Genomic DNA, 19,762 nt, shown 5'->3' on the forward strand with positions numbered 1-19,762 from the left:
ACTACGACTTTTCAAAAAATTGTGTCATGTTTTTCATAACATTTTCCCTCAATTCATCCCGCTCAAATAAAATCTCGTGTTTCGCTTGATGAACTAACTCGCAACGGGCGTTAGGGAAAAGTGCGGTCAGTTTTTGCAAAGTTTTATTATCCACGATTTTTTCTTTTTCCGATTGCAAAATCAGCACGGGAATTTCAATGCGGGGAACAATCGTAGGTAGGCGTTTTATCGCATTAAGGCATAAATGCACCCAACGAAAAGTCGGGCCGCCAAGATGAAGGGCGGGATATTTTCGGTTGATTCGGTTCATCCATTTCATTCGGGTTTTACAAAAACTGAGTTCATTGCGTTCAAGATGTGCCGGCTTGTATGCCCCTTTGCCAAACACATAACGCTCCCCTTGTCCCAGTAAATTCATTGCGGCAATGATCAGCTCATCCCGAATCGGCTGTTTTAACGGCACTCCAAAGAAAGGAGAAGAAAGCACCGCTTTGTTAATGCGATGATCGCAATTTGCCAAATAATAGGCGGCAATCAGCGAACCAAGAGAATGGGAAACCAGATGTTGGGTTGGATAATCAAAAAGTGCGGTGATTTTTTCAATCACTTTTTGCATATCTTCCACATAAAAACGAAACTCGTCCAAATGCCCTTTTTCCGGATCGGGTAAAAGCCGGTCAGAATAGCCCTGCCCTCGATGGTCAAACAGCAACACATCATAGCCTTGATGATAAAAATCATAGGCGAGCTCCGACCATTTCATCATATTTTCCGCCCGCCCGTTCACCAAAATCATCAATTTTTTGACCGCACTTCCTTCGTGAACAAAATGACGATAAGCAATGCGAATATTGCCTTTCCCCATCAGATATTGGGTAGGGAAACGTTCAAAAAAAGGCAATAATTCCACCAAGGCAAATTGGCAAAAACGGGGCTCTCTTATCATAATCATTATTCCAACGGCTTTTGGATAAAAATAACGCAATTAATGGGGTATTGTCATATTTCAGTGCTCGCCGCCCTTGAGAAAAATCAGCCAAAAACGACGCACTTAAAAGAATGGAATGGGCACATTATATCATTAATTGTGCTAAGTTCAGCCTTCCTTTTCCTCCGACCTTTTACGCCAATATCGCCCAAGTTTCAATTAATTAAAGCAAGCCAAAGTATAAAATATTGCGCAAAAAAAAAACAACTTATAATTATTTTTTAACCAATTAAACCATTTAACCAAAGAGGAAAACCCAATGAAATTCAACAAAATCACCCTATTTTTCACCGCACTTTTTGCTTTTTCCACCGCAACGATTAGCCCTCTGGCTTATGCGGATAATGCAAGCCAATTTCAACAAGGCGTTGAAGCCGTAGAAAAAGGCGATTATCAGACCGCTTACCATCTTTGGAAACCATTGGCAGAGCAAGGAAATGCACAGGTTCAATTTAATTTGGGGGTGATGTATAACAAAGGACAAGGCGTGAAACAAGATTATCATCAAGCGGTGAAATGGTACGCCCTCGCGGCAGAGCAAGGGCATGTATCGGCTCAAGTTAATTTGGGGGTGATGTATAGCGAAGGGGAAGGGGTAAAGCAGGATTATCACCAAGCGGTGAAATGGTACACCCTCGCAGCAGAGCAAGGGAATGCAAAGGCTCAATATTATTTGGGGATGATGTATAGCAAAGGGGAAGGGGTAAAGCAGGATTATCACCAAGCGGTGAAATGGTACACCCTCGCAGCAGAGCAAGGGAATGCACTGGCTCAAACTCATTTGGGGCTGATGTATGGTCTTGGACAAGGGGTTAAGCAAGATATGCAAAAAGCAAAATACTGGGCTGGTAAAGGCTGTGATAATGGTGAGCAAAATGGCTGTGATGTTTATCGTATGTTGAATGAGGCGAGATAGTATGCTGGAAATGAAATGTACCTTCTGGGCAGTGGGGCAAGGGTTATTTTCAAGCGGTTCAATTTCTAACAATAATAGCGAAAAGTTTAACTGGGTTTATGATTGTGGGGCGGTGAAATCCGCCCGACAATATTTAAACCATTCTATTTCTAAAATGCGGTCGGAATTGAAAGATAATGAGCCGATTGATTTATTAGTGATTTCCCATTTTGATGAAGATCATATTAGTGGTTTAGGCGATTTACTATTGGGAAAGAAAGTCAAACGTTTAGTCATTCCCTATTTTCCATTGTGGAAACGCCTTATTTTGGCGGATATGGCAAATATTCCTTTTAACAGCCCACTATTTCGTTTTTATTTGAACCCAATCGAATATATTTTAGAAAATTTTTCAGATTCCTTTTCAGAGGAGGGGCAAATTTTATTATTGCCTGAAACGGAAGAAGTTCATTTTCCTCTTAATCCCGATAGACGGGAAAGAATAGAATTTCAAGATTTAAATGAAAAAGCAATTCACCATAATAAAGTGAAGCTATTATCCAAAGGGTATGGTTACCTTCACCATAATGCTATTGAATTTATTTTTTATAATGCCCCACTTTCAGAATTGAAAAAATACCCAAGTGATTTTAAACAATATAAAGACGAAATCGAGAAAATCACGCAACTCCAACAGTATGGCAAAGCAGAAACAGATCAATTAAAAGCGATCTGCGATAAATATTTTGTACGAACAAATAAAAAAGGTAAACAGAATAGTCATGATAGAAATATCATTTCTACTTTTTTATATATTGGCTATATTGAGCATTGTGATAAATCCTATCAGTTTAAGCAAATACAACGAGTTTCGTTATACGAAAGTCGAAAATTAGAGGGGATTGGTAGCCCTATTCATTATGCCGGTAATCAATCTATTTACGAAATTTTATTACCTAGTCCAGAAGTAAAACATTCTCGCAACGGGATTTTATATACCGGCGATGGCTCATTAAAAAATCAAAAACAATTTGAGCATTTACATTTGGCATTAGGTGATAAAAGAATGCGAAATATTTTTTGTTTTCAAGTGCTTCATCACGGTTCTAGGAATAATTGGCATAAAGGTTTGGCAGATAAAATCCAGCCTTGTATTTCTGTTTTTTCTGCCGATCCGAATTATGCGAATTATCGTCATCCACATGCTGAAGTCGTCAAAGATTTTTTACCTTATTCCCCAATATTAGTTAATCAAAATAGTTATATCACTTTCAATATATTATGAGACTCAAAATGAAACTGAAAAAAACCACCCTATTTTTCACCGCTCTTTTTGCTTTTTCCACTGCTACGCTTAGCCCTGTGGCTTGGGCGGATAATGCAAGTCAATTTAACCAAGGGTTTGAAGCCACAGAAAAAGGCGATTATCAAACGGCTTACAATCTTTGGAAGCCTTTGGCAGAGCAAGGTAATATTGATGCTCAATTTAATTTGGGGTTGCTGCATTATAGCGGATTCGGGGTTAAACAAGATTATCAGCAAGCCGTGAAGTGGTTTACTAAGGCAGCAGAGCAAGGATTGGGAGAGGCCCAATATAATTTAGGAATGATGTATTACAACAAACAAGGAGTGCAAGATTATCAACAAGCTGCGAAGTGGTTTACTAAAGCGGCAGAACAAGGGTTCGCAGAGGCTCAATATAATTTAGGTGTACTGTATCAGAATGGGGAAGGCGTAAAGCAAGATAGTGTTCAAGCGGTGAAGTGGTACACCTTAGCAGCAAAGCAGGGATTTTCTCAGGCTCAATTTAATTTGGGGGTGACGTATGATTATGGACAAGGTGTAAAACAAGATAGTGCCCAAGCAGTGAAATGGTACACCTTGGCGGCAGAGCAAGGGTTGGCTCAGGCTCAATTTAATTTAGCCGTGATGTATGATAATGGAACGGGAGTCAAACAAGATACACAAAAAGCAAAAGAATGGTTTGGTCAGTCTTGTGAAAATGGTTCACAAGCAGGCTGTGAGGTATATCGTAAATTGCATGAGGAGAAATAATAGACCTGTAATGGAATACGCTTTGGGAATGGATAGATTTATCCATACTCAATTCTATAAATCTCATTTTTAACGAGAAGGATCAGCAAATGAAACTCAAGAAAACAACCTTATTTTTCACCGCACTTTTTGCTTTTTCTACTGCAACGATTAGTCCGTTAGCCTATGCAAATTCGGCAGAAAGCCAATTTAAGCAAGCCACAACAGCTTATAAAAATCAAGATTACACGGCAGCATTTAATTTATTTAGTTCTTTAGCAGAGCAAGGATTTGCAGTGGCTCAATATAATTTAGGGCTGATGCATTACAATGGGCAAGGTGTGAAACAAGATTACCATCAAGCGGTGAAATGGTACACCTTAGCGGCGGAGCAAGGATATACAGAGGCTCAATTAAATTTGGGATCAATGTATTATAACGGACAAGGTGTCAAGCAGGATTATCATCAAGCTGCGCATTGGTTTCAAAAAGCAGCTGAGCAAGGAATATCACAGGCTCAGTTTAATTTAGGGCAAATGTATTATTATGGTGAAAGTGTCAAACAAGATTATTATCAATCAGTTTATTGGTTTCAGAAAGCTGCAACTCAAGGCAATTTAAAAGCCCAATTTAATTTGGCTACGATGTATAGCAATGGACAAGGTGTTGAACAGGACTATGCTCTATCAGCAAGCTGGTATCAGAAAGCTGCGGAACAGGGAGATATAAAATCTCAATATAATTTGGCTTTAATGTATTCTAAAGGGCAAGGTGTACAACAAAACTACTATCAATCAGTATATTGGTTTCAGAAAGCAGCAGAACAGGAAGATTCTAATTCACAAAATGGTCTAGGTGTAGCATATCAATTAGGGTTAGGCGTTCGTGCCGATAAACAACAAGCATTATACTGGTATGGCAAAGCCTGTGATAAAGGTAATCAAAAATCTTGTGATAATTATCGTAAACTAAATGGGGAAAAATAATATGCGTAAAAAATTAGCGTCATTTTTCGGTTGAGCTGCCTTTTGGGCATTTTTAGTTTTAGGCTTATGTATCGCTTTTCTGCCTTATGTAGGCGTGTATATTACTTATGTTTGTTTACCGGTTGGGGTAATTGGAACATTATTTTGGTATTTATTAACTAATAAAGAAAATGAGGAATAAAAAATGAATAAAAATGTAGGTATTGAAAATATTAAAAAGCAACTCTTTTCATTTGAGGGAACGGTAGATAATATTAATTTTTTCTTTGCTTCTCTTATAATGCTTCCAATTCTTGGATTATTTATCTCTATAATCTCACTTTTGGGTTATGAAATTTATCTTGATATAATATATTGGTATGGTCAGTATCAGTCCCTCGTGACTCTTATTGCTTGGTTGCTAATTTTTATTCCTATAACAATTATTTTCATACATATATTTCTTTCTTTTATCAGAAGAAGGCTAAATGATTTGAAATTAAGTAAGGATTATGCTTGGTTAATTTTTGTACCTATAATTAACGTCTTTTTTCTGTTGCTTCTTATTTTTGTGAAAGGAGTAAAGGATGAAGAAAATATTTAGTTTAATCATATTGTTATATTTTTCTTTCGTCAGTTTAGCTAGTGCGATTGAGTTTGAAAACTTATCTTTTTCTAATGATTCTATTCGTATTCAAGTACCAAAGAGTTGGTATAGACTGACAAGATCAGATTTGAATAAGGCAAGCAATATAACAAAAGAGATGGTAAAAGATCAGGAGCTTTTATCTGTTCTTAATAAACATTATATTAGTATGCGTTCCAGTCAATATAATATGAAAGCAAGATTTAGATTACAAGAGGAAGAATTATATAATCGGAGAAATGATATTCCAAAAATGACTTTTTCTGAAAAGTTCAAAAAAGATTTTATTAATTTAATTGAAGGAAATATTCCTTTTCCAACATATGATTGGCATTTTTCAAAAGTAAATTATCCTGCAATTGGTATCCATATACTATATTCTATGGTAATGAGAAACGAAGAATGGGTTTCCGAGTTGTATGAATTTCCTGATGATAAGGAAAAACGTGCAATTCTATTGGAATTAAGTTATAAAAAATCAGAAGAAAAAACAGTTAAACCAATATTAGATAAGATTATTTCTTCTTTAAGGTTTTAATCAAAATCAATTTTCTCTTTAAAAAATAGGGCGTAATAAATACGCCCTTTCTAATATAAAACCTACCCCACCAACTGTTTCAAAATACGGCGAACCGGCTCAGCGGCACCCCATAGGAGTTGGTCGCCCACGGTGAAGGCTGCGAGGTATTCGCCACCCATGGCGAGTTTGCGTAAACGTCCGACTGGCACACTTAATGTACCGGTCACTTTCGCCGGGGTTAATTCACGTAATGTGGTTTCTTTGTCGTTTGGAATCACTTTCACCCATTCATTGTGAGAAGCAATGATTTGTTCGATTTCCGCAAGCGGTAAATCTTTTTTCAGTTTGATGGTGAAAGCTTGGCTGTGGCAACGTAATGCACCGATACGCACACATAAGCCGTCAACCGGAATTGGGTTGTCGCTTAAACCAAGAATTTTGTTGGTTTCCGCATAGCCTTTCCATTCTTCTTTGGTTTGTCCGGTTTCCGGTAATAATTTGTCGATCCAAGGGATAAGGCTACCGCCCAGTGCCGCGCCAAAGTTTTCAGTTGGGAAATCGGCGGAACGCATTTCTGCGGTGACTTTGCGTTCAATATCTAAAATAGAAGACGCCGGGTTGGCTAATTCCTCTTTCACCGCATCACGCAATAAGCCCATTTGGGAAAGCAATTCACGCATATTTTTTGCGCCTGCGCCTGATGCCGCTTGGTAGGTTGCCACAGAGACCCATTCCACCAAATCACGTTCAAATAATCCGCCGATTGCCATCAGCATAAGGCTCACGGTACAGTTTCCGCCTACGAAGGTTTTAATGCCGTTTTTTAAGCCTTCGTCAATTACATTTTGATTGACCGGATCAAGCACGATAATGGCATCTTTTTCCATACGCAATGCGGAAGCCGCATCCACCCAGTAGCCGTTCCAACCTGTTGCTTTTAATTTTGGATAGATTTCATTGGTGTAATCGCCGCCCTGACAGGTAACGATGATATCTAATTTCTTGAGTTCATCAATATCGAAGGCATTTTTAAGCTCCCCCGCCTCTTTGCCAGCGAATACCGGGGCTTTTTGCCCTGCTTGTGAAGTGGTGAAGAAAATAGGATTGATGTTTGCAAAATCATTTTCTTGCACCATGCGATCCATTAATACGGAACCGACCATTCCGCGCCATCCGATAAAACCGACGTTTTTCATAGTTTTTTCCTTTGTTAATGTTGTGTTTGAATGGGTTTATTAATTACAAGATAGTGTGACCAAAATCAAGTTTTTTTATGATGAATAGGGATAAATTTATCTCTCCGTTAATTCTTATGCAAGAAAAAATCCCCTTTCGGGGATTTTCATTATTTTAAGCCGTCTTATTTAGTCTTAGTGGCTTTTTTTGCTGCGGTTGCTTTTGAAGTAGATTTATCTTCAGATTTGACCGCACTTTTCTTCGCTACAGTTTTTGCCGTTCTTGTTTGCGTTGTCGCTTTTTTAGTTGCCGGTTTTCTCGCTGCGGTTTTTCTCTTCGGCTTTTCACCTAAATTAACCACTTTCCACTCATTGAATTTTTCCAATAAGACTTTCCCCATCGGACTCGGATCGCCGGTAAAGAGTGTTTGCAGACCGTTATTTTCAATAATATGACGACGTAATGCTAAACGTTCTTCGTGGTTTTCAGCTAAACGAATGGCTCTTTCTATATATTCATCCACCGTACTGGCAATTAACCATTCCGGCAAGCCTAAGCGTTTGAATAAACCTTCATCAATGTGTTCGTGTACTTCAGCACCGGTTTTACAGATACCCACCAAACCGAGGGTGACCATATCAATGATGCCGTTGGTATTGCCAAATGGGAATGGATTGACCATCATGTCGCAGTTATGCAACACCTGAAGATATTGATGATAAGGCGAATGTGGGTGTGCGGTGGCATTATCACCTAAATAAGATTTAATAAAACGTTCTACGTAAGGATGAGTAATGCCACTGGATTGACCCAATGCAAAGTGGAAATGGACTTTGACTTTGGCACGATCACGAATAGCTTTTAAGGCTTCCAAGAAATACGGATTTAATTTCATTGTAGTAGAAGCAATACCGATATTAACGACCTCAGGATTTGCCCGTAGGCGATATTCTACATTCTGTGGTGCGAGGGCGGACGGCACATAAGGAAGCGCATCTTTTGATAAGCGCAATAAGGTTTCACTGAAACATTCCTCTGAGCCCACATAATCATCTTCCACAATCACATATTCAATAAAATCCGAATGGGTTGTGGCAGGGTGCCCTAATGCAATGACTTGAATCGGGGCAAGGCGTGTATTACTTGCGAAGATAGTCGTGAGATCCATACCGATGCTTGGCATATAAAGTATCGCCGCACCGTTTTCCTCACAAATTGATTTTAAGAATACCAATTTTTCGAGAACATTATTGCCTTTAATTAAGTGGAACTCGTCAAATACGGCTCTGCCTGCGTCATCCACCGCGTCGTTACCAACACCGATTAAATGAAAACGCTCACGAGCTGCAATCATTGAGGTTGAATGGGTACGATAAATAGAATGTGCGGAGTGGAAATGCTCTAGGAGCACAACCATTACCGGTTTGCCATTGCGCTCGCCTAATTTGCTCACATCGAGGTCTGTCCAATCAGAGGCAATAAGATGACGACGAATCACTTGATTTAATGCGCCTTTTACATCGTGTTTATTCGCAGCGATATCATAACTACAATGCATATATACATCATGAGAAATGCCACTAGGGAGGTTATTGAGATTTTCAATTTGCGCTAATTTTTCCGGGAACCATTGCAAGAGCGCTGCACGTTTACCAAATGATTGTTCTGTACCAATAAAACGAGGAGACTGTAACGCAAAACAAAGTGATGCACAAAGTTCCGGATTAATATTCCATAATGCATCTAAATTAAGATTCACATTGGATTCCGGCAAATACAAAATACAGAACTTAATCAATGCAGATTCTGAAGAATCCAAGTGAATATCTAACGGATTCTGAGGGTTTGGATTGCGATTATAGGTTTGTAAAATATGATCGGCATTTACAAAAGGCGATGCAGCAAAAATCATATTCAGCCAACGTTGTAAGGTTAAGAAACGTTTTGCACCGGAAATAGAAACGTCTAATTTCGGATCAGTGAATAATTCTGTAATTGCCACTGCCATACGGGTAGCAAAATAGATATTTTTATCTTGGGTAAGCTTTTCAAGCTGTTGGGGAATATCAATTTCAATATCCTTAATTTCGCCAAAGTTTGAATCAATTTGACCAAGGATATCAAGTAGCTCTACACAAGCATCTTCATAGTTTTTTGCTGCAACTTTTTTTTCAAAACGTACAACACTCGGTTGTTTCACTTCAGACATTTTATTTTCCTTTTTATTTAACAAGTTCCCCACAGATCATATTCATCTGATTGGGTAATGAAGACTTTAATTACATCTCCGACTTTTACATCAGCGCCACTTATATTATCAATATAAACCAAACCGTCCACTTCCGGTGCGTCTGCTTTTGAACGTCCGATAATGCCCTCTTCATCAATTTCATCCACCAACACATCTAGGTTTTTTCCTACTTTTTGTTTCAATCGGTTGGCTGAAATTTCTTGTTGTAATTGCATAAAACGATGATAGCGTTCTTCTTTGATGTCTTCCGGCACTTGATCTGCCATCTCCGTTGCTGGCGCACCTTCTACCGGGCTAAATTTAAAACAGCCGACACGGTCAAGCTTCGCTTCTTTTAAGAAATTGAGTAATAATTCAAAATCTTCTTCCGTTTCCCCCGGAAAACCCACAATAAAGGTGGAACGCAAGGTTAAATCCGGACAAATTTCACGCCATTTTTTAATTCGCTCTAAAGTGCGGTCAATACTGCCCGGTCTTTTCATTGCTTTGAGAATTTTCGGGCTGGCGTGCTGTAAAGGAATATCTAAATAAGGCAACAGCGTGCCGTCTGCCATCAATGGAATTAAATCGTCCACATGCGGATAGGGATAAACATAATGCAGACGCACCCAAATGCCAAGTTTCCCGAGCTGTCGGCAGAGTGTCATCAAATCATTTTTAATCGGCATTCCGTTCCAAAATGAGGTTTTCACGCCTCCTTCTTGGCGTTTTAAATCCATAGAATAGGCGGAAGTATCTTGTGATACAACCAGTAATTCTTTCACGCCGGCTTCCGCTAAACGTTTGGCTTCCTCCAATACTTGGGTGATAGAACGACTTTCCAAATCACCACGCATGGAAGGAATAATACAGAATGTGCAACGATGATCACAGCCTTCAGAAATTTTCAAATAAGCATAATGTTTCGGAGTCAGTTTCACCCCTTGCTTTGGCACAAGGCTGATGTAAGGGTTATGGGAAGGTTTTGGCACATATTTATGCACTTGTTCCATCACCGCCTCATAACTATGAGGGCCTGTCACTTCTAATACTTTCGGATGGACTTCACGAATGCGATCCTCTTTTGCGCCTAAGCAACCGGTTACAATTACCCGACCATTTTCTTCTAATGCTTCACCAATGGCTTCCAACGATTCTTGTACGGCACTATCAATAAAACCGCAGGTATTGACGATCACTAAATCAACATTCTCATAACTCGGTACGATATTATAGCCATCACTGCGTAATTCCGTGAGAATTCGCTCGGAATCCACTAAGTTTTTAGGACAACCCAGACTCACAAAGCCAATATTCGGGGTTGAATTTTGCATAAATTTATCTCTATTTCATTCCTATAAAATGGCGCTAATTTTACTGAATTTCTGTGTGAAAGGCGAACAAAGAAAAGTAAAAGATTGTAAAATTAACTATATTTTTATTTTTCAAATCGTTAGAATCCTATGTTTTCTGATCAAAAAATCGCAATATGGAAAATTCATCCCTTATTTTGACCGCACTTTTAAGCACCCATCAATTAACTATTCTCGGTAAAATGTTTTTGGCACTGCTTTTAGGAAGTATTATCGGTTTAGAGCGCGAGTTAAAACACAAACCGGTTGGCATTAAAACTTGCTCAATTATCGCAATCACTACTTGTGTACTAACAATTGTTTCCATCCAAGCGGCCGAACATTATGCTCAAGTATCCGAAAACATTCGGACCGATCCCATGCGCCTTGCCGCACAAGTTATCAGCGGTATTGGTTTCTTAGGTGCCGGCGTTATTTTACATAAAAAAAATGATGCGATTTCAGGATTAACTACCGCAGCGATTATTTGGGCTGCTGCAGCGATAGGTATCGCAACCGGCGCCGGCTTTATTTTTGATGCTTTAATCGCTACGGCAATGATTTTAATCGCGATTCGTTTTAGCCCACTGGTACAGCGTTTAATTCGTCATAAAGAGAAAAAAAAGAAAACCAAAATTATCATTCACCTCAGCTCGTCCGCTTCTATTGCCGTCATCACGAATCTACTGATTCAAAATGATTACCGCATTGAAAATCTTTTCGTAAAAGATTTAGCCAATGGCGAGGTTCGAGTACAGATCCGATGTTTTGCTATCGATAGTGCTATGATTAAAGACATTTACACATTATTAAAAACAGAAGATGGTGTGTTGAGTGTAGAACTGTTTGAAAACTAAATAAAAGGGGAATTGTTATTCCCCTTTTATTATTTTTAAATATCGTAAAAACCATTGTTCGCTCTGTCTCTATAGTTTTTCCACTCCTTACTTTTTCTTATTTTACCTTCAATTATTTTTCACCTCTCCCCCTTATCCTTTAAGCACAGTAAAAAATCAAACATTCGTTAATTGACAAAAATTCCTTTACATTAAGAAATGAAAATATATGATAATCATTTTCATTTTAAACAAACCTAAGGAAATACCATGCATAAAAATAAAATCGCCCTTTTCATTTGTCTCACTTTGTGTGCATCCCGTGCTTTTTCCGAAGACAAAACTAAAAATCACGAGAATATGCTGTCAGAAATTGTAGTATACGGTGACAATAATAAATCCCTTTCCTCCACTCAAACGCTCACTTCCACAGAGATAGAAAAAACGCCCACAAGCAATAACAACATCACCGACTATTTGCGCTCTAACCCGCATATTCGTTACGAAGATAGCGATCAGGGCGGTTTTCAAAGTGGCGAAATTAAACCGCAAAATATTTCGATTAATGGTGCGGATGCAAATCAAACCGCTTATTTTGTGGATAATGTCAATGTAAACAATGATTTAACGGTGGATAGTGAAATCTTTGACGGTGCAATGCAAGTCGTACCGGGAATTAGCCATACACAGGCCTATTTCTTTGATGCTTCTATGCTTTCCAAAGTTGAAGTACACGACAGCAATATTTCTGCCAGTTTAGGTGGTTTTATGGGTGGTGCAGTAGTTGCCAAAACGAAACAATATAGCGGTAACGATAGCGTTTCACTCAAGTATCGAACGACCAATTCTGCTTGGGCAAAAATGAACGTCGATAATTCGGCACAAAATTTATTGGACAAAATCAGACCTGATTCCAGCGGTGTCGCTGAATTTCAGCCTAAATATCGTAAGCAGACATTCAACATTGTTTTGGAAAAAGGCATAACGGATAATTTAGGTATGGTGTTAGGCTACAGTAAACGCCATTCCCGTATCCAACAAAATCGCTTAATCGGTTACGACACCGAGGCGAAATTAAATAAACAAAATCACCTGCGTAACTCGAATAATTTATTGCTGAATTTCAATTTAGCGGCAAGTGAAAAAGATCGTGTTGAACTGGGATTCCGTTATTCCAACTACAAAGAACAGAAATATTTTGCCACCAATATTGATAGTGATGTCAGCGATTATCATCAAGCCTTCGGTGCAACATTGGCATGGGTACACGATTTTGATTCGGGTGTTTGGACAAATACCCTTGCCTATGATCGTTTCAGAGATAAACGTAAATCGTCTTCTGCTAATGTGGAAATTGTTTCTGTTGAGGATGAAAATGGGGATTCACTTTACGATTATGAAAAAGGCGGCTATGGTAACAGCTCCCTGACACAAGATAATCTTCACTTCTCAACGGAATTTGCCGTTGAACCCTTTGATTGGGGCGCAACCAACCATTCGATTTCTGTTGGTGGAATTTATCAGGCAACCCACTATAAATTTAATCGCCCTCAGGATGTACACCAAAAAATCATTGTTCAATCTCCGTTTTATCCATCGAAAATCACCAATATCACCTACAAAGGCAGTGCGAAAACCCGTTATCAAAACTTTGTCTTTTATGCGGAAGATTTAATCACATGGAAAAAATTGGAATTTCGTCCGGGTGTGCGTATTGAACGGGATGATTATTTACGAAACAATAATATCGCCCCACGTTTTGTGGCACGCTATAAACCTTGGGAAGAAACCGGTTTAACATTAGGATTGAACCGTTATTACGGGCGTTCTTTCGCTTCATTAAAACTAACTAATGAAATTTTAAAAATCAATCGTGATACCAATCGTAAATATCAAGAATTCAATTCACTAAAAACGCCTTATGCCGATGAACTCAGTTTAGGCATAGAACAAGAATTCGGAAATTTAGCATTTAAACTGAATTACATTCATCGCCAGAATAAAAATCGGATTCTATTAAAACGTGATGCTAATAGAGTAAATTCCTATCATAACGGTAGCGATTTCAACGTTGATGTTTATACATTCCAAGTTAATAACATTGAACCTTGGAAATTGGGAAAAAGCTATTGGACCGGCACGTTAGGATTTGATTGGTTGAAAACAAAACGCGCCGATATAGGTCGAGATCTTGATCCGAATGAAGCCGTTTATCTTGATGGTAAATTAATGACCCGACGCGCCATGATAAATAAAGTCAATGCCTCCACTGAAGATTGGATTGCCCGATTAGGGTTAGATATGGCAATTCCCGATTACCACATCACTTGGTCAAACAAAGTCTATATGAAAGCGCCAATTCGCAGCTATGAAGCATTAGACGGCAATTTTGGCGATGATATTTCCCGTTATCGTTCCTATCATTACGGTCGTCATACCCAATGGGATTCCAGTATCCGTTGGCAACCGACAATAGCCGGCAATCATAGCGTTTATTTACAAGTGGATATCCTCAACGTATTAAATCAAACCCGTAAATCCAAAACCATTAAACCTATCTCAAGTAATGATGAATACGGCATTTATACGCCGGGTCGTGAATTTTGGCTAGAAGTTGGCTATAAATTTTAAATAGATGTTTGTTCCTTCTACGCTAATATGAATTAGCGTAGATTTTCTTTTTTACATTGAATGAAAAACGATGAGAAAATTATTCACAAACTCGCTTGCTCGTTTGTTCACCCCTCACGGGGCCGTTGGCAAGGCCAACGTTAAAAAAACGCTGTTTTTTGTAACCGCACTTTTTTTACTATTTTGCACCTTTGGCTTGCTTATTGCCTGCCAAAGTGGAAGAAATTCCGATACTTTACCTTTTGATCCCGATATCAAACGGGGCAAACTGGCGAACGGATTACAATACTATATTTTAAAGAATAATGAGCCGAAAGAACGGGTATATATTCGTTTAGTGGTGAATGCCGGTTCAATGCACGAAGATGACGATCAAAAAGGTATCGCCCATTTAGTAGAACATATGGCATTTAACGGCTCGAAAAAATACCCTGAAAATACCATTATTAACGCATTGGAAAAATTAGGCATGAAATTTGCCCGTGATATCAATGCCTTTACGGATTTTGAAAATACCGTTTATACCCTAAATCTGGACGATAATAGTCCGCAAAAATTATCCCTTGCCTTTGATGTTGTTAATCAATGGATGAATCACCTGACCATTTTGCCGAAAGATTTGGACGGAGAACGGGGCGTAGTGGAGGAAGAATGGCGTCGCCGATTAAGCCCGATGTTGCGCCTTGGGGATAAAAAAAGTGCGGTTGAAATGCAGGGATCTCGCTATGTACTACGCGATCCCATTGGTGATATGAATATTGTTCGCCATATTTCTCGTGATCGGGTGGCGGATTTTTATCATAAATGGTACAGACCGGATAATATGTCGCTGATCATAGTGGGAGATATTAATCCGAATGAAGTGAAAAGCTTGCTAACTCACACTTTGCAACAAGCGCAACCGAGATTACAAACACCCCTTGATAAAATTGATTTTTCTATTCCATTGATTCAGCATTGGCGAGCGGCAAGTGTTGCCGAACAGGGGACAAACATTCCTGCGTTGGAACTCAGTTTTTTTGAGGAGGATAAACAGCAGGAAACCCTCGCGGATTACAAACAAGATCTCATTCAACAAATTGTGACGCGCTTGGTGAATTTACGTTTACAAAAATGGGAAGAAAACCAAGGCGAATGGCTAGATTCGGCAAATTTTTACCGCTCTCATCTCGGTAAAGAAACCTTACAAACGGTTTTTTCATTGCAATTATTTGATACAAATTATGTAAAAAATATCACCGTACTTTTTTCTTTTATTGCGGAAATTAAACAATATGGTTTTACTGATGATGAGCTTAATGGAGAAATCGCAAGACTTCGCCAACTGAATGAAAAGCAGCAAAATATCCGTTCCGGTAGTTTAAAAATTGCCGATGACTTGGTTTCCATTGCGGCAAATCATCAAATCACCTTAAACGCAAAAGATCGTTACAAATTAAACCGACGTTTCTTAAATGAAATAAGCATCAAAGATATCAATGAAACCTTTAATAATATGTTGGCTTTAAAGGCTAAATTATTGTTAGTTACCCAACCGCTACCGGAAAAGCCGTTGCCTTTTGATGCGACGAATCTTGAACAACGTTGGAATCAAGCAATGAATACGGCTCAACATCCATGGCAAAAGGAAAAACACAAGACAAAACGACCGCACTTTTCCTCTGAAAACGGATCATTGGTGTTAGAAAAGCATTGGGATAAAGGCAATATTGATGAATATCGCCTGAGTAACGGGGCAAAATTGATTTACCATTACAGCGATAAAACACCTAATCAAGTGCATTTTCGGGCGGTAACAAGTGGCGGATTACGCTCAGTTCCGAATCAAGATTATCATCTATTACGCACGGCGACCATTTTGGTGGACGATACCGGTGTGGGCGAACTCACCCCTGAGGATATCAATCATCTTTTTGGTCAGAACCCGCTTGTATTAGCAACCGTGATTGATGATAACAAACAAGGTTTCACCGGCGTAGCAAAATCACAGGATCTCGCTAATTTACTCACACTGTTTCGTTTAAAATTGCAATCTGCGCCAATTTCCGATAATGCTCTGCAAAAATATCGTCGGGAAACGCAAGATTATTTTAAACAAATTGATGTGGAAACAAAATTTATGCAAGCGGTTTCCCGTTTACGCCAACCTAATATCGCCACTGCATATACCCAAAATCAAGCGGAATTATTGGCATTTACCGCAGCACAGTTAAGCCAAATTTATCAAGAGAAGATCTTAGATAAAACGGATTTCACTTATTTCATTATTGGTGATATTTCACGAAGTGATGTTGAAAAATTAGCGAAACAATATTTAGCAACGGTAGAAGTAAAAACGCAATCCTGGGTTTATCAACCTATCCGTATTCATACACCGAAAAAAGCATTCTCGATGAGCGGATTAAGTGAACCACGAGCGGATGTGGAAATTTATCTTACTGCAGAAAATCAATGGCAAGCGGAACAAAAATATGCCTTGGACATTCTTGCTGATATTGTACAAGAAAAATTACGCCTTGTTTTACGAGAAAAAGTATCAGGTATTTATTCCGTGAATAGTTGGTTTAGTCAAGAGCCGCATTTACCACAAATTGAAGGAAAAATTGAGTTCACTTGCGCCCCGAACCGGGCAGAGGAATTAATCAAATTAACCTATCAAGTTTTAGATGACATCATTGAAAATGGGGTAGATGAAACCTTGCTGCGCAAAAAACAGGCGGAACAACAGCAACAAATTAAACGTCAGTTTGACTCATTGGTCTCGGTGGCAACTTTAATTGAAGAGAGTTATTGGCAACAAGGCAATCCGCAGTCAATTTATCTCTATCAACGTTTGGAACAAATTGCCGATAAAGCTAAGATTGAGGAACTCGCTAAAAAAGTGCTGGTTAAACCTGCTCGTTTTGAGGCGGTTTTACGGCAATAAAAATGACCGCACTTTAAATCTTTCGCTTACCCATAAAAATAATCCGCCCCTCAAAATAAACGATCTTGAAGGGCGGGATTGATTTTGTGAATTAAGCCAATTTCGCTTTCAGAAAATCGAATAATTGATCTTTGGCAATCATTTCTTTTTCACCGGTGCGGCGATTTTTATATTCGATTTCACCATTTGCTAAATTTTTCTCGCCAATGACAATCATATGTGGCACGCCGATCAGTTCCATATCTGCAAACATCACACCTGGGCGTTCTTTGCGATCGTCAAAAATCACCTCAACACCTTGTGCTTGTAATGTGCGGTAAAGTTCTTCGGCATACTGTTGTACGGCTTCGGATTTATGCATATTCATCGGCACAATCGCCACAGTGAAAGGGGCGATTTCGTCCGTTGGCCAAATAATACCTCGCTCGTCATGGTGTTGTTCAATGGCTGCCGCAACCACACGGGTTACCCCGATACCATAACAACCCATCGTCACCACCATTGGGCGACCGTCTTCGCCTTGCACAGTTGCATTCATGGCTTCGGAATATTTTTTACCCAATTGGAAAATATGGCCGACTTCAATCCCCCGTTTGATGAGTAATGTACCTTTGCCGTCCGGGCTTGGATCGCCTTCTACCACATTACGAATATCCGCTACTTTCGGTAAGGCGACATCACGTTCCCAGTTAATATTAAAGTAGTGTTTGCCGTCAATGTTGGCTCCTGCACTAAAATCTGACATCAATGCAACCGAGCGATCAACAATCATAGGAATATTAAGATTAACCGGCCCTAATGATCCCACACCTGCCCCAATTTTAGCTTTGATTTCCGCTTCATCGGCAAATTCAAAAGGTGATGCCACTTCCGCTAATTTTTCCGCTTTAATTTCGTTCAGCTCGTGATCTCCACGAATGATTAATGCCACTAACGGTTGATCTTCGGCTGCACCTTTAACGATCAAGGTTTTCACGGTTTTTTCAATAGGCTGATTAAATTGTTCAACTAATTCCGCAATGGTTTTGGCATTTGGCGTATCAACCAATTCCATCGCTTTTGTTGGGGCGGCACGTTCGCCTATCGCCACCGCTTCCGCTAATTCAATATTGGCGGCATAATCGGATTCGGTGGAGAAAATCACATCATCTTCACCACTGTTTGCCAATACTTGGAATTCGTGTGAAGCACTCCCGCCAATCGAGCCGGTATCGGCCTGTACAGCACGGAAATCTAATCCTAAGCGATTAAAAATATTGCTATAGGTTTGATACATCACCTCATAGGTCTGTTGCAAACTTTCTTTATCCGTATGGAAAGAATAGGCATCTTTCATAATAAATTCACGACTGCGCATCACCCCGAAACGAGGGCGTACTTCATCACGGAATTTGGTTTGAATGTGATAAAGATTCATTGGTAGCTGGCGGTAAGAGGTAATTTCACGACGCATTAAATCCGTAACGGCTTCTTCGTTCGTCGGGCCAATGACAAAACCACGTTCACCACGGTCGGTAAAACGCAATAATTCAGGGCCGTATTGTTCCCAACGGCCGGATTCTTGCCAAAGCTCTGCCGGTTGCACCACCGGCATTTTTATTTCAAGCGCACCGCTTTTATCCATTTCTTCACGGATAATTTTTTCTACTTTGCGTAATACCCGCCAGCCTGTCGGCATCCAGTTATAAAGCCCGGCTGCCAGAGGGCGAATCATCCCTGCCCGTAACATCAGTTGATGGCTGACAATCGCTGCTTCCGCCGGCGTTTCTTTTAATGTGGAAAATAAATATTGACTTGTACGCATTGGGTTAACCTTAAATTTATTAAATTGAAAAAATTGGTGGGAGTATAGCAAAAAGTGCGGTCACAAAAAACGACGTTTTTTGAACGTTGGCTTTACCAACGGCTCCGAAGGAGTGAATAAATCACTTTAGTGATTTATAAATATTTTTAACCGTACTTTTAAACAAGATTAGTAATTTGGATTCAATTTTATTTCACCATTTTTTATTTTTTCTTGTACTGTTTCAGCTTTCATACAAAATGGAAAGTAACGTTTCCCACCTAATTCCTGTTCTTGTAGAACGATATCTTTTTCCTTTTTAATGATTTTGAATGTCATCGTTCCTACATTACGTTCAAAACTATTAGCAAAAACCTGTTCAATTTCGCGAAGTTTTTTATCTTTCTTTAATTTCCGCACTGTCTCTTTACTATGTGCGGAACTGCTTTCCATATGAGCTGGAATCATCGTCAATTCATTATTTTTATATTCCCATTTCCCAAAAGATTCTTGATGATAAACAAAAAGAGGATTTTCTATAATCGGCAAAGCAATTACGCCTTTTGAGGAATATACCCCATCTTTGTCAAACTGAAGATAATCGTTTGTGCGAACACCCACATCGTAGTAATCGTAATAGTTAGTCACACAAACCCAATTTCCCATCATTGGATTTTCTTCCGATTGTTTTAACCCCTGAGTACATCCTGCAAGAGTCAAAGTACTTAATATTGCAATCACATATTTTTTCATAGATTATCCTTTTTATGATATTCAAAG

General features: G+C 39.2%; 15 protein-coding genes. 9 read left to right on the top strand and 6 right to left on the bottom strand.

Going from position 1 to position 19,762, the window contains the following annotated elements:
• Window position 1: 1 nt before the first annotated feature.
• Complete coding sequence (locus tag BKG94_RS09330) at window positions 2-946, bottom strand: alpha/beta fold hydrolase (protein WP_077436469.1); 945 nt, start codon at window positions 944-946, stop codon at window positions 2-4.
• A 301-nt stretch (window positions 947-1,247) separates the two neighbouring features.
• Here BKG94_RS09330 and BKG94_RS09335 point away from each other — a divergent pair, with 301 nt between their 5' ends.
• From BKG94_RS09335 to BKG94_RS09360, 6 genes are all read left to right on the top strand, one after another.
• Window positions 1,248-1,904, top strand: coding sequence for a tetratricopeptide repeat protein (locus BKG94_RS09335; RefSeq protein WP_077436471.1), 657 nt, complete (start codon window positions 1,248-1,250; stop codon window positions 1,902-1,904).
• A 1-nt stretch (window position 1,905) separates the two neighbouring features.
• The gene (locus tag BKG94_RS09340; RefSeq protein ID WP_077436473.1) at window positions 1,906-3,168 is read left to right on the top strand and encodes an MBL fold metallo-hydrolase; all 1,263 of its coding nucleotides are present in this window, start codon (window positions 1,906-1,908) and stop codon (window positions 3,166-3,168) included.
• Window positions 3,169-3,176: 8 nt separating this feature from the next.
• The gene (locus BKG94_RS09345; protein ID WP_077436475.1) at window positions 3,177-3,938 is read left to right on the top strand and encodes a tetratricopeptide repeat protein; all 762 of its coding nucleotides are present in this window, start codon (window positions 3,177-3,179) and stop codon (window positions 3,936-3,938) included.
• An 89-nt stretch (window positions 3,939-4,027) separates the two neighbouring features.
• Window positions 4,028-4,903, top strand: a complete 876-nt coding sequence (locus tag BKG94_RS09350; protein WP_077436477.1) for an SEL1-like repeat protein — start codon at window positions 4,028-4,030, stop codon at window positions 4,901-4,903.
• A 184-nt stretch (window positions 4,904-5,087) separates the two neighbouring features.
• Window positions 5,088-5,486: a DUF805 domain-containing protein gene (locus tag BKG94_RS09355; protein ID WP_077436479.1), complete on the top strand. Its 399-nt coding sequence runs from the start codon at window positions 5,088-5,090 to the stop codon at window positions 5,484-5,486.
• Entirely contained in the window at window positions 5,470-6,066 is a 597-nt protein-coding gene (locus BKG94_RS09360) for a hypothetical protein (protein WP_077436481.1), read from the top strand. The genes BKG94_RS09355 and BKG94_RS09360 overlap by 17 nt, the downstream gene beginning before the upstream one ends.
• A 62-nt stretch (window positions 6,067-6,128) precedes the next feature.
• On the opposite strand, the gene asd is transcribed toward BKG94_RS09360, so the two are convergent.
• From asd to rimO, 3 genes are all read right to left on the bottom strand, one after another.
• Window positions 6,129-7,244 carry an aspartate-semialdehyde dehydrogenase gene (gene asd / locus BKG94_RS09365; RefSeq protein WP_077436483.1) on the bottom strand — a complete coding sequence of 372 codons (1,116 nt, stop codon included), beginning with the start codon at window positions 7,242-7,244 and terminating at the stop codon, window positions 6,129-6,131.
• Between the two features lie 164 nt (window positions 7,245-7,408).
• The gene (locus tag BKG94_RS09370) at window positions 7,409-9,433 is read right to left on the bottom strand and encodes a UDP-glucose:protein N-beta-glucosyltransferase (RefSeq protein WP_077436485.1); all 2,025 of its coding nucleotides are present in this window, start codon (window positions 9,431-9,433) and stop codon (window positions 7,409-7,411) included.
• Between the two features lie 17 nt (window positions 9,434-9,450).
• A complete protein-coding gene (gene rimO, locus BKG94_RS09375; protein ID WP_077436487.1) occupies window positions 9,451-10,788 on the bottom strand; it encodes a 30S ribosomal protein S12 methylthiotransferase RimO in 1,338 nt (445 codons plus the stop codon).
• Between the two features lie 155 nt (window positions 10,789-10,943).
• Between rimO and BKG94_RS09380 the strand changes: the two genes are divergently transcribed.
• The 3 genes from BKG94_RS09380 (at window position 10,944) to BKG94_RS09390 (ending at window position 17,199) form a co-directional block, all read left to right on the top strand.
• Window positions 10,944-11,663 carry an MgtC/SapB family protein gene (locus BKG94_RS09380; RefSeq protein WP_077436489.1) on the top strand — a complete coding sequence of 240 codons (720 nt, stop codon included), beginning with the start codon at window positions 10,944-10,946 and terminating at the stop codon, window positions 11,661-11,663.
• Window positions 11,664-11,912: 249 nt separating this feature from the next.
• On the top strand, window positions 11,913-14,273 hold the full coding sequence (locus BKG94_RS09385; RefSeq protein WP_077436491.1) for a TonB-dependent receptor plug domain-containing protein: 2,361 nt from the start codon (window positions 11,913-11,915) through the stop codon (window positions 14,271-14,273).
• Between the two features lie 70 nt (window positions 14,274-14,343).
• Entirely contained in the window at window positions 14,344-17,199 is a 2,856-nt protein-coding gene (locus BKG94_RS09390; RefSeq protein WP_244157009.1) for a M16 family metallopeptidase, read from the top strand.
• Window positions 17,200-17,290: 91 nt separating this feature from the next.
• Here the strand turns inward: BKG94_RS09390 and proS are convergent, their stop codons facing one another.
• Window positions 17,291-19,003, bottom strand: a complete 1,713-nt coding sequence (gene proS, locus BKG94_RS09395; RefSeq protein ID WP_077436494.1) for a proline--tRNA ligase — start codon at window positions 19,001-19,003, stop codon at window positions 17,291-17,293.
• A 168-nt stretch (window positions 19,004-19,171) separates the two neighbouring features.
• Window positions 19,172-19,735, bottom strand: a complete 564-nt coding sequence (locus BKG94_RS09400; RefSeq protein ID WP_077436496.1) for a lipoprotein — start codon at window positions 19,733-19,735, stop codon at window positions 19,172-19,174.
• Window positions 19,736-19,762 lie beyond the last annotated feature (27 nt).

Origin of the sequence: Rodentibacter ratti (assembly GCF_002000485.1) — a bacterium.
In the GTDB taxonomy this organism is placed as follows: domain Bacteria; phylum Pseudomonadota; class Gammaproteobacteria; order Enterobacterales; family Pasteurellaceae; genus Rodentibacter; species Rodentibacter ratti.

Bases quoted from the DNA above. Each gene is read 5' to 3' on its own strand.
- proS (WP_077436494.1), bottom strand. From the start codon at position 19,003: ATGCGTACAAGTCAATATTTATTTTCCACATTAAAAGAAACGCCGGCG.
- BKG94_RS09345 (WP_077436475.1), top strand. From the start codon at position 3,177: ATGAAACTGAAAAAAACCACCCTATTTTTCACCGCTCTTTTTGCTTTT.
- BKG94_RS09370 (WP_077436485.1), bottom strand. From the start codon at position 9,433: ATGTCTGAAGTGAAACAACCGAGTGTTGTACGTTTTGAAAAAAAAGTT.
- BKG94_RS09380 (WP_077436489.1), top strand. From the start codon at position 10,944: ATGGAAAATTCATCCCTTATTTTGACCGCACTTTTAAGCACCCATCAA.
- rimO (WP_077436487.1), bottom strand. From the start codon at position 10,788: ATGCAAAATTCAACCCCGAATATTGGCTTTGTGAGTCTGGGTTGTCCT.
- BKG94_RS09340 (WP_077436473.1), top strand. From the start codon at position 1,906: ATGCTGGAAATGAAATGTACCTTCTGGGCAGTGGGGCAAGGGTTATTT.
- BKG94_RS09330 (WP_077436469.1), bottom strand. From the start codon at position 946: ATGATAAGAGAGCCCCGTTTTTGCCAATTTGCCTTGGTGGAATTATTG.
- BKG94_RS09355 (WP_077436479.1), top strand. From the start codon at position 5,088: ATGAATAAAAATGTAGGTATTGAAAATATTAAAAAGCAACTCTTTTCA.
- BKG94_RS09360 (WP_077436481.1), top strand. From the start codon at position 5,470: ATGAAGAAAATATTTAGTTTAATCATATTGTTATATTTTTCTTTCGTC.
- BKG94_RS09350 (WP_077436477.1), top strand. From the start codon at position 4,028: ATGAAACTCAAGAAAACAACCTTATTTTTCACCGCACTTTTTGCTTTT.
- BKG94_RS09385 (WP_077436491.1), top strand. From the start codon at position 11,913: ATGCATAAAAATAAAATCGCCCTTTTCATTTGTCTCACTTTGTGTGCA.
- BKG94_RS09390 (WP_244157009.1), top strand. From the start codon at position 14,344: ATGAGAAAATTATTCACAAACTCGCTTGCTCGTTTGTTCACCCCTCAC.
- asd (WP_077436483.1), bottom strand. From the start codon at position 7,244: ATGAAAAACGTCGGTTTTATCGGATGGCGCGGAATGGTCGGTTCCGTA.
- BKG94_RS09335 (WP_077436471.1), top strand. From the start codon at position 1,248: ATGAAATTCAACAAAATCACCCTATTTTTCACCGCACTTTTTGCTTTT.
- BKG94_RS09400 (WP_077436496.1), bottom strand. From the start codon at position 19,735: ATGAAAAAATATGTGATTGCAATATTAAGTACTTTGACTCTTGCAGGA.